Origin of the sequence: Thauera butanivorans (assembly GCF_048398245.1) — a bacterium.
GTDB classification, from domain to species: Bacteria; Pseudomonadota; Gammaproteobacteria; order Burkholderiales; family Rhodocyclaceae; genus Thauera; species Thauera butanivorans.
The window spans coordinates 4684977-4699807 of the sequence record NZ_CP183038.1 but is presented as its reverse complement, the minus strand read 5'-3'; the positions used below and the strand labels follow the sequence as shown (position 1 = coordinate 4699807).

The 14831-nt window shown below is 63.2% G+C and carries 9 protein-coding genes; all 9 read left to right on the top strand.

The window, feature by feature from the left end; all coding sequences use genetic code 11:
* Positions 1-252: 252 nt before the first annotated feature.
* The 9 genes from rpmH (at position 253) to ACNQFN_RS22560 (ending at position 14825) form a co-directional block, all read left to right on the top strand.
* Positions 253-387 (top strand): 50S ribosomal protein L34, encoded by a 135-nt coding sequence (gene rpmH / locus ACNQFN_RS22600; protein ID WP_002926183.1) that lies wholly within the window; start codon positions 253-255, stop codon positions 385-387.
* Positions 326-751, top strand: a complete 426-nt coding sequence (gene rnpA, locus ACNQFN_RS22595; protein WP_418647637.1) for a ribonuclease P protein component — start codon at positions 326-328, stop codon at positions 749-751. Before rpmH ends, rnpA begins: the two co-directional genes overlap by 62 nt.
* Positions 748-957 carry a membrane protein insertion efficiency factor YidD gene (gene yidD, locus ACNQFN_RS22590; RefSeq protein WP_068635680.1) on the top strand — a complete coding sequence of 70 codons (210 nt, stop codon included), beginning with the start codon at positions 748-750 and terminating at the stop codon, positions 955-957. Before rnpA ends, yidD begins: the two co-directional genes overlap by 4 nt.
* Positions 958-977: 20 nt before the next feature.
* Positions 978-2630 carry a membrane protein insertase YidC gene (gene yidC, locus ACNQFN_RS22585; RefSeq protein WP_418647636.1) on the top strand — a complete coding sequence of 551 codons (1653 nt, stop codon included), beginning with the start codon at positions 978-980 and terminating at the stop codon, positions 2628-2630.
* Complete coding sequence (mnmE, locus tag ACNQFN_RS22580) at positions 2602-3981, top strand: tRNA uridine-5-carboxymethylaminomethyl(34) synthesis GTPase MnmE (RefSeq protein ID WP_418647635.1); 1380 nt, start codon at positions 2602-2604, stop codon at positions 3979-3981. The genes yidC and mnmE overlap by 29 nt, the downstream gene beginning before the upstream one ends.
* A gap of 183 nt (positions 3982-4164) precedes the next feature.
* Complete coding sequence (locus ACNQFN_RS22575) at positions 4165-5370, top strand: tyrosine-type recombinase/integrase (RefSeq protein ID WP_418647634.1); 1206 nt, start codon at positions 4165-4167, stop codon at positions 5368-5370.
* A 275-nt stretch (positions 5371-5645) separates the two neighbouring features.
* Positions 5646-6746, top strand: coding sequence for a Fic family protein (locus ACNQFN_RS22570; protein WP_074856712.1), 1101 nt, complete (start codon positions 5646-5648; stop codon positions 6744-6746).
* A gap of 9 nt (positions 6747-6755) precedes the next feature.
* Positions 6756-12029, top strand: coding sequence for a DEAD/DEAH box helicase (locus tag ACNQFN_RS22565; protein WP_418647633.1), 5274 nt, complete (start codon positions 6756-6758; stop codon positions 12027-12029).
* A gap of 6 nt (positions 12030-12035) precedes the next feature.
* Positions 12036-14825: a helicase-related protein gene (locus ACNQFN_RS22560; protein WP_418647632.1), complete on the top strand. Its 2790-nt coding sequence runs from the start codon at positions 12036-12038 to the stop codon at positions 14823-14825.
* Positions 14826-14831: the final 6 nt, after the last annotated feature.

Here is a 14831-nt window from a genome sequence, read left to right as displayed (position 1 = left end):
GGGTGGTGTACAACTGTGCGGCATGCGCGGCCAAGTGGCGCACTGGCGGGCACGGGCAGGGGAGCACTGCATGGGCGGCTTCTTGGCGGCCGGGCGTTCGACGTCGGCGCCTGCCCCGTCGGCGAAGCTCATGGACCGGCTATTCTAACCTTGCGGGCAGGACTTATCCACAGGGCCGGATAAAAATTTTTATTGACAAACATGGGATTATCCATTTAACTCCCGCGTTTGACCTAACATTGGCAGTCGATTATGAAACGCACCTACCAGCCCTCCGTCGTCCGTCGCAAGCGCACCCATGGTTTCCTGGTCCGGATGAAGACCCGTGGCGGCCGTGCGGTCATCCGCGCACGTCGTGCCAAGGGCCGTCATCGCCTCGCCGTCTGAGGTGACGTTGCCCCCGGGCGCTGACCAGGGTTTCCGCAGCGCTCACAGATTGCACAAAACGGATGAGTATTCATCCGTTTTTGCTTTTCGGCGGGCACTGCGCGGGCGCTTCTACATGCTGCACTATCGCCCCAATGGCCTCGACACGGCCCGGCTGGGCGTGGTGGTGGCCAAGAAGCTCGCCAAGCGCGCCAACACCCGCAACCTGGTGAAGCGCATTGCGCGCGAGATCTTTCGCCGCAATCGTGAATCCTTGCCCGCGGTCGACATGGTCGTCCGCCTGCATGCACCGGTCGCCAAGGCGACACGGGCCGAGATGAACCAGGACCTGCTCGCCTTGCTGCAAAAGCTGCCCCGGCCATGAAAACCTTGTTGATCGCCCTGCTGCGCTTCTACCGCTATGCGATCAGCCCCATGCTGGGGCGCAACTGCCGTTTTCATCCGACCTGCTCCGAGTACGCGATCGAAGCCATCCAGCGCCACGGCGCCCTGCGCGGCGGCTGGCTCGCGGCAAGACGGGTGGGGCGTTGTCACCCTTTCAATCCGGGCGGGTATGATCCCGTTCCCTGACCTGAGACAGAACGAATCCGATGGATCAACGCCGCCTCATCCTCTTCCTGGTTTTCTCCTTCTCGCTGGTGATGCTGTGGGAAGGCTGGATCAAGCATAACAACCCCGCTCCGGCGGTCCAGGCGACGACGGCTGCCGGCGCAGCGGCCGACGGTTCGGTGCCGACGCCGTCGGTCGGTCTGGCTGCGAGCCAGAGCGCCGTGCCCGGCGGGCAGGCCGCCACCGCCACGGCGCCGCGCGTGGTGGTCGAGACCGACCTGCTGCGTGCCGAAGTGTCCGCCGAGGGCGGCGACATCGTCCGCCTCGAACTCAAGCAGCACCAGGCCAGCGGCGAGAGCGACGCCAACTTCGTGCTGCTGGACGACGGCTCGGTCCGCCACCAGTATTTCGCCCAGTCCGGCCTGATCGGCGAAGGCCTGCCGACGCACAAGACGCTGTTCGCGCTGCCGGCTTCCGAGCTGGCGCTGAAGGACGGCGAGGATCAGGTCGAGCTGCGCCTGCAGGCGCCCGAGCAGAACGGCCTGCAGGCCACCAAGGTGATGCGCTTCCAGCGCGGCAGCTACCTGATCGACGTCAGCTACGAAATCAACAACGGCAGCGGCCAGGCCATCGCTCCGCACGCCTACTTCCAGCTCACCCGCGACGGCAACCCCGCCGAGCAGGTCGAAGCCTTCGGCGTGAACACCTTCACCGGCCCGGCCTTCTTCACCGACGCCGAGAAGTTCCAGAAGGTGCATTTCGACGACATCACCGAAGGCAAGGCCAAGTTCGTCAAGAACGCCAGCGACGGCTGGGTGGCGATGGTGCAGCACTACTTCGTCAGCGCCTGGCTGCCGGAGCAGGGCGCGCAGCGTGAATACTTCGCCCGCCCGCTGGGCAACAACCTGTTCTCGGCCGGCCTGATCATGCCGGTGGCCTCGATCGAACCGGGCGCGCAAGCCACGGTGGGCAGCCGCCTCTACGCCGGCCCGCAGGAGCAGGACAAGCTCGAAGGCATCGCCCCGGGGCTCGACCTGGTGGTCGACTACGGCTGGCTAACGGTGATCGCCGCGCCGCTGTTCTGGGTGCTGTCGTGGCTGCACAAGCTGACCGGCAACTGGGGCTGGGCCATCATCCTCGTCACCGTGCTGCTCAAGATCATTTTCTTCCCGCTGTCGGCGGCCAGCTACAAGTCGATGGCCAAGATGCGCGTGCTCGGCCCGCGCCTGCAGCGCATGAAGGAGCTGTACGGCAACGACAAGGCCAAGATGCAGCAGGAGATGATGAATCTCTACCGCACCGAGAAGATCAACCCGCTCGGCGGCTGCCTGCCCATCCTGGTGCAGATCCCGGTGTTCATCGCGCTGTACTGGGTGCTGCTGGGCAGCGTCGAGATGCGCCACGCGCCGTGGCTGGGCTGGATCCAGGATCTGTCGGCGAAGGATCCCTACTTCATCCTGCCGATCATCATGGGCGCATCCATGCTGATCCAGATGAAGCTGAACCCGACGCCGCCCGACCCGATCCAGGCCAAGGTCATGATGGCGATGCCGATTGTGTTCACCTTCATGTTCCTGTGGTTCCCGTCCGGCCTGGTGCTGTACTGGGTGGTCAACAACATCCTGTCGATCGCCCAGCAATGGCAGATCACGCGGATGATCGAAAGTGCAAAACCCGGCAGCAAGGACGCCTGACGTCATTGCCGCCATCGCGACGGCACCGGGCCGGGGAGGCATCGGTGTCGTTCGCGTCTCGGGCGCCAGCCTGAGCGAATTCGCCGCCGCACTCTGCGGCCGCGTGCCGCAGCCGCGCCGGGCGATGTTCTCCGCCTTCGTCGATGCCGCCGGCGAAGCCATCGACGAAGGCATCCTGCTCCATTTCCCCGCGCCCGCCTCCTTCACCGGCGAGGACGTGCTCGAACTGCAAGGCCATGGCGGCCCGGTGGTCATGCAGATGCTGCTGGCGCGCTGCCTCGAACTCGGCGCGCGGCTCGCCGAACCGGGCGAGTTCACCCGCCGTGCCTTCCTCAACGGCAAGCTCGACCTCGCCCAGGCCGAAAGCGTCGCCGACCTCATCGAAGCCTCGACCGCCGCCGCCGCCCGCTCCGCCGTGCGTTCGCTGTCCGGCCGCTTCTCGGAAGAAATCCACCGCATCGTCGATGCGCTGATCGATCTGCGCATGCTGGTGGAAGCGACGCTGGACTTCCCCGAAGAGGAAATCGAATTCCTCGAACGCGCGCGCGCGATGCCGCGTCTGGAAGAAATCCGCGACAAGCTCGAAAGCGTGCTCGACCGCGCCCGCCAGGGTGCGCTGTTGCGCAGCGGCCTCAACGTCGTGCTGGTCGGCGAACCCAATGTCGGCAAATCCAGCCTGCTCAACCAGCTCGCCGGTGAAGACCGCGCCATCGTCACCGACATCGCCGGCACCACCCGCGACGCACTGCGCGAGACGATCCAGATCGAAGGCATTCCGCTGCACATCATCGACACCGCCGGCCTGCGTGAAACCGCCGACACCGTCGAACGCATCGGCATCGAACGCACCTGGCGCGAAATCGAACGCGCCGACGTCATCCTGCGCCTCGTCGACGCCAGCGCCGCCGCGACGGACACCACGCCCGAAGCCAGCGAATCCATCGACGCCCGCCTGCCGCGGGGGGTGGAACGCATCACCGTCGTCAACAAGATCGACCTCGCGGGCCTGGCGGCCGGGCGGATCGAGGAGCCCGGGGAACCAGGCGGCCGCATCCGCCTGCAAGTCTCGGCCAAGCGCGGCACCGGCATCGACCTCGTCCGCGCCGAACTGCTGCGCATCGCCGGCTGGCACGCCCACGGCGAAGACGTCATCCTCGCCCGCGAACGCCACCTCCACGCCCTGCGCGCCGCCCTCGCCCACATCGAATCCGCCGCCGCTCAATCGGCTGCGCTCGAACTCTTCGCCGAGGAACTGCGCCTGGCGCAGGAAAGCCTGGGGGAGATCACCGGGGAGTTCACGGCGGACGATCTACTGGGGGTGATCTTTTCGAGGTTTTGCATCGGGAAGTGAGGTGGGTTCCATGGATGTCCACTGAAGTCTGCTGATGTGGCTGTAATCCGCATAAATAAAGGGAATTTTGTTTACTGAGTGATTCGGTGATACAGTCAAAGCCACTCACTTTTATGTCCAAGTTTAGTTCCAAGTAGCTGGTTGATTGCTTTCCTCCGTCTACTTGGACATACGGAGGATGAGATGGCACTGACCGACAACGCACTCAAGGCGCTCAAGCCCAGAGACAAGACCTACACGGTCACCGACGACCGGGGGCTTCATGTGGAAGTGTTCCCGACCGGGGGCATCGTCTGGCGTTACCGCTACCGGCTGAACGGCAAGTACGAGAAGCTGACGCTGGGCAAGTACCCTGCGCTGACGCTGAAGAACGCTCGGCTGAAGCGGGATGAGGCGGCTCACCAAGTGGCAATGGGCGAATCACCGGCAAGGAAGAAGCAGCAAGCCAAGGTGGCCGGCGCAGAAGACGCCACCGTGGCCGAGTTCTCCGAACGCTTCTTCAAGGACATCCAGTCACGCGACCGCAAGGACGTAACCATGCCTCGCCGCTACCTGGAAAAGGACATCCTGCCGCACATCGGCAGCAAGCCGGTCCGGGACATTACCGCCGAGGACGTGCGCGGCGTCATCTGGCGCAAGAAGGAGCAAGGCTTCGATGCCGCCGCCGGCCAGGTGCGCGGCCTGCTCAAGCGCATGTTCGACTACGCGCTGACCTGCGGCCTGATCCAGGCCAACCCGGTCATGGCCCTGCCGATGCGGCACGTCTACCGCGCCGCCGCCCGCGACCGGGCGCTGACGCCGGATGAAATCCGGCAGTTCCTGCGCGCCATGCAGACCTCCAACATCCGCCGTCAGTTCAAGATCGCCTTCCAGTTGATCCTGATGACCCTGGTGCGCAAATCCGAGCTGATGCTGGCGCAGTGGAAGGACGTGCATCTGGACGAAGGCGAATGGCACATCCCGGTCGAAAACTCCAAGACCGGCAAGCCGCACATCGTCTACCTGTCCACGCAGGCACAGACCCTATTCAAGGAACTCAAGCCACTGGCCAGCAGCAGCGACTGGGTGTTGCCGGGGCGTGGCACCCTGGCCAAGCCCTTCGCCAGCAACGCGCTGAACCAGGCACTGAAGGTGTCATTGCAGGGGCAGGAGATTCCCGCCTTCACCATCCATGACCTTCGGCGCACTGCTTCGACCTTGTTGCATGAGCAGGGCTGGCCTTCGGATGTGGTGGAAAAGGCGCTGAACCACACCATCGGCGGCGTGCGCGGCGTCTACAATCGGGCGGAGTACGCCGAGCAAAGGCGAGAGATGTTGCAGGCGTGGTCGGACTACATCGACGGGCTGGCGCCGTCGGGGAATTTGGTGATCGGTGCCGCTTCGGCTTAAGGGGGCCTTTTCCGGGTAGGGCCGTTGTCCCTTGGGCGCCATTCCCTTGCCTTCCCTTTGCGTTCTGATCCTTGCTGTCGGGGCAGTTATCAACCATTGGTTGACAACTGCCTTGGGAGCTCCGGTTAGCCATGCTTGCTGCGCAAGACTCTCATGGCCTGTTTTGCGCTCAGAAAATGGAGGTAATCAAACGATAGAATAGGGTATTTTCCATATTCAATGCCCTATTTAAAGGGTACAATTACCCCATTTACACAGCCTGGACTTGCCTTTCCATGCACTCGCTCACACCCGAGTACCTTGACGCGCTTCGCTTCGATGGCACCCAGGCCGCCACGTTGCGCACACTGGGCGAGTACCAGGGCAAGCAGCAGCTCTACGTAGCGCAGTCGCCCGAAGCCCTCAAAGGGCTACGCCAGATCGCGGTGGTGGAGTCCAACGAATCGTCCAACCGGCTGGAAGGCGTTGTCGTCGCACCCTCGCGGTTGAAGTCCCTGGTCATCCGCAACGCAACACCAAAGAACCGGTCGGAGCAGGAGATCGCCGGCTACCGTGATGCCCTGGCGCTGATCCACGAATCGGCCGCGCACATGCCCTTCAGCGAGGGCGTAGTGCTGCAACTGCACACCCTGCTGTACCGCTATATGCCGCAGGCGGGCGGGCGCTGGAAGGCTACCAATAACGACATCATCGAACGCCACCCTGACGGCACGTCGTGTCTGCGCTTCCCACCAGTGGCTGCGCACCTGACACCCATGGCCATGGCCGATCTGACTGGCCGCTACGCCACCGCCCTGGACCAGCACCTGGCCGACCCTCTGGTACTGGTGCCGCTGGCGATGCTCGACTTCCTGTGCATCCATCCCTTCCCTGACGGCAACGGCCGCATGTCCCGCTTGCTGACCTTGCTGCTGCTCTACCACTTCGACTATGCCGTGGGGCGCTATATCAGTCTCGAACGCATCTTCGAGGACACCAAGGAAGGTTATTACGAGACGCTGGAAGCCAGCTCTCAGGGCTGGCACCAAGGGCAGCATGACGTCAAACCCTGGCTCGACTACTTCTGGGGTGCCTTGCTACGGGCCTACCGTGAGTTCGAGGAGCGTGTCGGCACCATCGAGCGTGGCCGCGGCAGCAAAGGCGACCGGGTGAGGACGGAAGTTCTGGGGCGCACCCTGCCGTTTTCGATTTCCGAGATTGAAGAAGCCTGCCCGGGTGTGAGCCGGGACATGGTGCGGCTGGTGCTGCGAGCGATGAAATCAGAGGGGTTGATCGAATCGACCGGCAAGGGGCGGGGGGCGAAATGGAAGCGCATCACAGCAGGCACCTCCGGTAGTACAGCGGTTCTGGCGATTGGCCACAAGATGGATCAGTGAGGACTCTCCATGAATAACGTTTTCCAGTTCCGCGATCAGCTCATCGAACGATACGGCAGCTTTTCCCGCAGTTTTGTTCGCATCGCTGCGCCTGATATCCAGGCCGAGGTCGAGCATCAATATGCGCAAGGCCGCTACTGGCCTGAGCCGCTGGTACAGATCAACCCGAATTACCAACGCAAGGGCACGGTGCAGAACCTGGCGGCACAGGGGGTCTTGCATGCTGCCTGCGCAGAGATCTTCCAGGTCGGGAAGTCTGAAGGTTCGCCAGAACCCCTGCATCTTTACAAGCACCAGATGGAAGCCTTGGCCAAAGGCCAGGAACGCCAAAGCTATGTGGTCACGACCGGAACGGGGTCGGGGAAGTCCCTGTCCTTTTTCATCCCGATCATCGACCGCATTCTCAAGGCCAAGCAATCCGATGGCAAAGCACGTACCAGGGCCATTGTCATCTACCCGATGAATGCCCTGGCCAACAGTCAGCTGGAAGAACTCGACAAGTTTCTGCATGGCTATGCGCCAGAGCGTCGTCCCTTCACCGTCAAGCGCTACACCGGCCAGGAAAGCAAGGCGGAACGCAGCGCCATCGCGGATGACCCGCCCGATATCCTGCTCACCAACTTCATGATGCTGGAGTACATCCTGACCCGCTTCGACGAAGTGGATCGGCGTGTGGTGGAACACTGCGAGGGACTTGAGTTCCTGGTGCTGGATGAGTTGCATACCTATCGTGGCCGTCAAGGGGCGGACGTTGCCTTGCTGGTGCGGCGCCTGCGAGAGCGCTTGAAAGCCGAGCAACTGGTCTGCATCGGCACGTCGGCCACCATGTCCAGCACAGGTAGCCAAGCCGACCGCAACCGCGTGGTGGCCGATGTGGCCAGCAAACTTTTTGGCACCCAGATCAGCGAGCATGACGTCATCGGCGAGACCTTGGAGCGCGTCACCAACCCGCTCAAGGACGTCAACGCCATCCGCACAGAACTACTGGCGGCCGTTACGCGAAAGCAGGATATCTGGGCTGACTTCGATGCCTTTCGCAATGATCCGTTATCCATCTGGGTGGAATTGAACCTGGGTATCGAACTGCCTGCCGACGAGCCGCCAAGGCGCGCGAGACCCATGACGCTGGAAGAGGCAAGCCGCCGTCTCGCCGAAGACGCGGGCTGCCAGCCTGAAGCCGCTCGCACCGCCCTGCAGCGCTTTCTGGTGGCTGCCCATGATGTGCGCACGCCCCAGGGCAGGCCGCCTTTCGCGTTCAAGCTGCACCAGTTCATCAGTGGACCGGGCAAGGTGCTCACCACGTTGGAAGAGCGGGGTAAGCGCCATGTCACGCTCGATGCCCAGCGTTTCGCACCTGGGCGGCAACAAGAGAATGTGCTGCTTTACCCCACGCACTTCTGCCGCGATTGCGGCCAGGAGTACCTGCCTGTCTGGCACACGCAGCAACCGGTCAGCTTCAGCCCGCGTGAAATCGACGACATCGCGGCAGAAGACGACGCCAGCTATGGCTTTCTGTGCCCTTTGGTGCCCGGCCAGCAATACGGCGGCCTGCTCGAAGACCTGCCGGAAACCTGGATCGACCTCAGCCGTAGCGAGCCCAAAGTCAAGTCAGCCTACAAGAATGCCGTTCCCTATATGGTCACGGTCGATGCCAAAGGGCAATCGGGCTCGGGGACGGAGTTCTGGTTCATTCCGGGAAAGTTCCGCTTCTGCCTGAACTGCGGCACGACACACGAAGCCCACGGCAAGGATGCCAACCGCCTCTCCAGCCTGTCCGGCGAAGGCCGCTCTTCGGCCACGACCATGATTGCCCTGGCGGCCTTGCAGCAATTGTTTGCACTTTCCGAACCTGCGCCAGGGCAGCCTGACCCACGCAAGTTGCTTGGGTTTACCGACAACCGCCAGGATGCCGCCCTGCAGGCGGGGCATTTCAACGACTTCATTTTCCTGCTGACGCTGCGTGCCGGCTTGATCGGCGCACTGCAAGGCAGCGGCGGCCAACTCGATGAAGAACACCTGGCCGAAAGCGTATTCAAGGCGCTCGGCTTTCAAGGGGTCGATGAAGCCACCTTGGTGGAATATCTGCGCACCCCCAAACTCATGGGACTGGCCCGACAAGAAGCGCAACGCACATTGCGCTTCATCATCGCCTACCGGCTACTGCGTGATCTGCGGCGTGGCTGGCGCTTCAATAATCCGAATCTGGATCAACTCGGCCTGTTGCGGATTCGCTATCGAGACCTGGATGCCTTTTGCGCCGACGCCAGCATCTTTGCTGCAAACAGCACCTTGACCAAATTGACGGCAGTGCAACGGACAGTTCTGTTCGAATTACTGTTCGACACCTTGCGCCGCCATCTGTGCCTGGAAAGTCGTTACCTCGACCCGGTCGAGCAGGACAAGGCACGCACCAGCGCCCACACCTACCTGAATGAACGTTGGGCCTTCGCGCCCGACGAGAAACTCGATACCGGCCGCCATCTCATCCTCGGCAAGCGCCTGGAACACAAGGGCAAGCCGCGCACCGACCTGGTGACAGGTGGTCCACGTTCCCGACTGCTGCGGCAAATCAAGACAGACAAACTTTGGCGAGACAGCGCTTGCGCCAGCGAGGTCATTCAGTGGAAAGATGCTGAGTGGGTCGAGCTGATCGAATACATGCTCAAGGCAGCCGGCAACTATGGTTATGTGCAAAAACATGCCATTGATTCGCAGTTCGCAGGCTGGCGCCTGAACGCGGCTGCCCTGGACTGGTGCCTGATTGCCGATCAGCCGCAAACTGATAGCAATCGGATCAACCAGTATTTCCGCACCTTGTATCTCGGCATTGCCGACCTGCTGCGTCGGCCTTCGCATCCGCTGTTCGACTTCGAGGCCCAGGAACACACCGCCCAGGTGGATGCGCCACGCCGGCAACTGCTGGAGCAGCGTTTTCGCTACACCGAAAAAGACAGGCAGGACTGGGCGCAGAACCCGGCCCACGAAGCGCCGTTGGAACGTCTGCCGGTGATGTTCTGCTCCCCCACGATGGAGCTTGGCGTGGATATCTCCGCGCTCAACACCGTGTACCTGCGCAATGTGCCGCCGACCCCCGCCAACTACGCCCAGCGCAGCGGCCGCGCGGGTCGCTCGGGTCAGCAGGCGCTGGTCATCACCTATTGCGCGGCGCTCAGTCCGCATGACCAGTGGTTCTTCCACAATGCCGAGCAAATGGTGCATGGCGTCGTGCGCGCGCCAACCCTCGACCTGAGCAACCGCGATCTCATCGACAGCCATCTGCAAGCGGTCTGGCTGGCCAGCACCCAGGTGCCGCTGGACGACAGCATTGCGCCCATGCTGGATCTCGACCAACCTGGAAAACCACTGAAACAGCCCTTGCACGAAGCATTGCGGGCGCAGGCTGTCCAGCAGCGGGCCTTGGCCAGTGCCGACCGGGTCATCAACCAGCTTGAGGGCGAGCTTGAAGGCAGCGCCTGGTTCACGCCTGACTATGTGCGCCAGGTCATCGACAACGCGGCGCAAGCGTTCTCTGGGGCGCTGGAGCGCTGGCGCGTGCTGTTCGATGCCACCCGCCAACAGATGGATATGGCTGATCGCATCGTCAAGAGCCATACCGCCTCGCACACTGAACGCCAGAATGCCCAGCGCCGTTACGGCGACGCCGCGCGCCAGTACGCCGTGTTGCTCAAGTCCGGCAACGGCCAGAACAACGACTTCTACACCTATCGCTACTTGGCCAGCCAGGGCTTCCTGCCCGGCTACAACTTCCCGCGCCTGCCGCTGATGGCCTGGATTCCTGCCCGTGGAGGTCAGACGGTCAACGGCAAGGATGACGAAGGCAGCATGGTCAGCCGGCCGCGCTTCCTGGCCCTGTCCGAATTCGGCCCCCGCAGCCTCATTTATCACCAGGGCCGCATGTACCGCGTGGTGCGAGCCAAACTCAATGTAGGCAATACAGACCACATTTCCGGCAACAGCCAGTTGGCCACCATTGCCTCGTTGGTGTGCAGCCAGTGCGGCTACGGCCATCTCGGCGAGCCGGGCGGCGAACAGCCGCTGGTCAATCGCTGCGAGAACTGCGACGCCTTGCTCACCGAGCACGATTGGGTGCGCGAGCTCTACCGCATCGAAACCGTGGAGACCGTGGCCACCGAGCGCATCTCCATCAACGACGAGGAGCGCCAGCGTCAGGGCTTCGAGCTGCAAACCACTTACCGCTTCCTGCCCGGCCCCGATGGCCGTATCCAGCAGCAGAAGGCCACGATCCAACAAGGCGAGGACGTGCTGGGCGAGCTCACCTACGCGCCCGCTGCGCAAATCTGGCGCATCAACCGCGGCTGGCGCAGGCGCAAGGACAAGGAGCAACTGGGCTTCTACATCAACCCCATCACGGGCACCTGGAGCAAGCAGGATGCACCGGATGCGGAAGACGACCAGGGCGGCGACGATGCCTTGCTGGAAAAGGTGCCCAACCAACGCATCGTTCCCTTTGTGGAAGATCATCGCAATCTGCTGATCTTCGCTCCCGTACATGCCTTGCCTCTGGAGGCCATGGCCACTTTGCAGGCCGCGCTCAAGCGCGGTATCGAAATGACCTTCCAGATCGAGGAATCCGAACTGGTGGTCGAGCCACTGCCGAAGTCTGACGAGCGCCGCGCCTTGCTGTTCTACGAAGCGGCGGAAGGCGGTGCGGGTGTGCTCACACGCCTGGCAAACCATCGCGACGACCTTGCACTCGTCGCCAGCAATGCCCTGCAACTGATTCACCATCGCAAACCGCAGAGTGGCATTTGGACGCTGGACGATCTGCCGTCGCTGGAGCAGACCGATGAACTGGGCAATCATCAATGCGAGGCCGGCTGTTACCAATGCCTGCTCTCCTACTTCAACCAGCCGGATCACGAACACATCAACCGCCGCAATGCGGATGCGCTGAAACTGTTGGTCGCGCTGGCCAATGCTCAGGTGCAGCCCGTAACGAACAGCCCGGCCACCGTTGCCGCAACGACTTCAGAAGACGAGCTGCTCGACATCTGGCTGTCCGAACTCCGCCAGGCCGGGGCTAGACAACCTGATGCGGTCAATGTACCCGTCAACAATGGCGCGGCCATCGCCGCAGCCCAGTACAAGGCATCCCGTGCTCTGGTGTTTCTGTCCGCGGTGGATGAGCAGACCGCCAGCGTATTGCAGGACAAAGGCTGGCAGGTGCTCGATTTCTCGGACGCTTCACGCTGGCCACAACAATTCGCCGCGCACGCCGATGTGTTCGGTTCCAAGGAATAAAGGCGCATGACGATCCTCGAACACGACTTTCTACCCGGCAACCTGGTGCGCGCCCGAGGCCGCGAATGGGTGGTGCAGAGCGACTCCCGCCGCGACTGGTTGCGCCTGCGTCCATTGAGCGGCGCCGATGACGAAAGCATCGCCCTGATCCCCGAGTTGGAACTGCATCCCGTCGAACCTGCCACCTTCGACTGGCCCGATCCCGCACGCGCCGGCAACCACGCCGCCGCGCTGTTGCTACGCGATGCCTTGCGCCTCACCCTGCGCGCCGGCGCTGGGCCGTTCCGCTCCTTCGGCAACATCGCTGTCGAGCCGCGCGGCTACCAGCTTGTGCCGCTGCTGATGGCCTTGCGCCTGTCCACGGTGCGCCTGCTGATCGCCGATGACGTGGGCATCGGCAAGACCATCGAAGCCGGTCTGATCGCCCGCGAACTGATGGACCGTGGCGAAATCGCCCGCCTGGCCATCCTCTGCCCGCCACACCTGGTCGAACAATGGCAACGTGAGCTGGAGGCCCGTTTCAACCTGCATGCCATCGCGTTGACCTCGGCATCCGCATCGCGCATCGAACGCGACCTTCCGCATGGTGCGCGCCTGTTCGACCATCATCCCGTGGTGGTCGTCAGCCTGGACTACATCAAGAGCGAACGCCACCGCGAACAGTTTCTCGCCACCGCCCCCGAGTGCATCATCGTTGACGAGGCCCACACCTGCGCCAGCAGCGGCGCGGGCAAGCAATTGCGCTTCGAGTTGCTGCAACGCCTTGCCCGTGACGCGCAGCGACACCTGATTCTGCTGACCGCCACCCCTCACTCCGGTGACGAAACCGCCTTCTACAACTTGCTGTCGCTGCTCGATCCACGCTTTGCCGCCTTGCAAGGCCGCATGACAGCCTCCGACCCGCTGCGTCAGGAACTGGCGCGCCACTTCGTCCAGCGCCGTCGCAAGGACATCGTTGAATGGCAGGCCGAGACCCATGACGGACGAGGTTTTCCCCGCCGCATGAAAACCGAGCTGACCTACCAGCTCAGCGGCGAATGGGGCGCGTTCTTCGACGCCGTGCAGGATTACTGCCGCGAACTGGCTGAAACCATTGAGCAGCAAGAACAGCAAGGCGGCGCGCGCCTCATCTGGTACGCCACCCTGGCATTGTTGCGCTGCGTGGCATCGTCGCCCGCGGCCGCCGTCAAGGCCCTGACCACGAGGCTGGAAGGAACCCTGCCTGACGACGCCCTCCTCAGTGATGAACGCTTGCACGATGGCGAGGCCGATGATCTTTCCGGCAGTGATCTGGAGCCGCCCGCCCAGGTGCAGGATGCCGCGCCGCGCCTGCAAGCCCTGATCGCCGACGCGCAACGTCTTTCCGGCAAGGCCGGTGATCCCAAGCTGGCCGCGCTCATCCGGCATATTGACCTTCTTGTGAAGGATGGCTACCACCCGGTGGTGTTCTGCCGCTACATCGCCACCGCCCATTACGTGGCCGAACACATCAAGGCCGCTTTTCCGAAGGCCACCGTCGATGCCGTCACCGGCGAACTCACCCCCGAAGAACGCCGCGAGCGCGTGGACGACATGGCGGATGCCGAGCAACGCATCCTGGTCGCCACCGACTGCCTCTCCGAAGGCATCAACCTGCAGCACCTGTTCACCGCTGTCGTCCACTACGACCTGGCCTGGAACCCCACCCGCCATGAACAGCGCGAAGGCCGCGTCGATCGTTTCGGCCAGCAGGCCGACGAAGTCCGCTGCACCATGCTCTACGGGCAAGACAACCCGGTCGATGGTTTCGTGCTCAACGTCATCCTGCGCAAGGGCGAGGCCATCCAGAAGGAACTGGGCGTGCTGGTGCCCCTGCCCGAGGACGAAGCCCGCATCAATCAGGCTCTGGTCAAGGCGGCCCTGATGCGGCGCAGCGAAAGTGGCGTGGCCTCGCCGCAGGCCAGCTTCGACTTTGCAGAATCCGAACAGCAACTGGCGCCATTGCAGGCCCAGTGGCGAGATGCCCTGGAAAAAGCCAAGGCCAACCGCACCGTCTTTGCCCAGCGCCGCATCAAGCCCGACGAAGTGCTGCCCGAATGGCACAAACAGCAGCAGGCCCTGGGCACCCAGGCCGATGTGCAGCGTTTCCTGCAAAGCGCCTGCGTGCGTTTGGGGTCGCCACTGGAAATCGGCCGCAAACAGACCGCCCGTTTCTTGCCGCAACACCTGCCCGAAGCCCTGCGCCAACGCCTGGCCGACGAAGGCATCGACAAACCCCAACCCATCGACTTGGCCGAACTGCATCGCAGCCATCCGCTGGTCGGCCTGCTGGCCCAGCACCTGCTGGAAGACGCACTCGGCGGCGAACGTCCACTGGCCGCCCGTTGCGCCGCCACGCTGACCAATGACGTGGAAGTCGTCACCACCCTCTACCTGCTGCGCCTGCGCCACCAGCTCAGCTACGTGCGCCGCCGCGAGCCGTTCCAGATGATGGCCGAGGAAACCGTGGCCCTGGCCGTGCAAGGCCGCAACACGCCGCAATGGCTGGCCGATGACAGTGCCAGCCGCCTGCTCGAATGCACCCCCAGCGGCAACTTGCCGCCCGAGGCCGTGCAGCGTGAAGTGCGCGCCGCGCTGGATTATCTGGCCGCTCACCCACAGCAGCTGCAGGCACTGGCCGAGCAACGCGCCACAGCGCTGCTGGCCGACCATCAGCGCGTGCGCGAAGCCGCCCGGGACATTGGCCAGTACAGCGTCAGCCCCTGCCTGCCCGTGGATGTGATGGGTGTGTACGTATTGCTGCCGGACGCTCTCTGATGATGC

What these genes read in the sequence shown, in the direction of transcription:
- rpmH (WP_002926183.1), top strand. Translation starts at nt 253, where the DNA reads ATGAAACGCACCTACCAGCCCTCCGTCGTCCGTCGCAAGCGCACCCAT.
- yidD (WP_068635680.1), top strand. Translation starts at nt 748, where the DNA reads ATGAAAACCTTGTTGATCGCCCTGCTGCGCTTCTACCGCTATGCGATC.
- yidC (WP_418647636.1), top strand. Translation starts at nt 978, where the DNA reads ATGGATCAACGCCGCCTCATCCTCTTCCTGGTTTTCTCCTTCTCGCTG.
- ACNQFN_RS22575 (WP_418647634.1), top strand. Translation starts at nt 4,165, where the DNA reads ATGGCACTGACCGACAACGCACTCAAGGCGCTCAAGCCCAGAGACAAG.
- ACNQFN_RS22570 (WP_074856712.1), top strand. Translation starts at nt 5,646, where the DNA reads ATGCACTCGCTCACACCCGAGTACCTTGACGCGCTTCGCTTCGATGGC.
- ACNQFN_RS22565 (WP_418647633.1), top strand. Translation starts at nt 6,756, where the DNA reads ATGAATAACGTTTTCCAGTTCCGCGATCAGCTCATCGAACGATACGGC.
- ACNQFN_RS22560 (WP_418647632.1), top strand. Translation starts at nt 12,036, where the DNA reads ATGACGATCCTCGAACACGACTTTCTACCCGGCAACCTGGTGCGCGCC.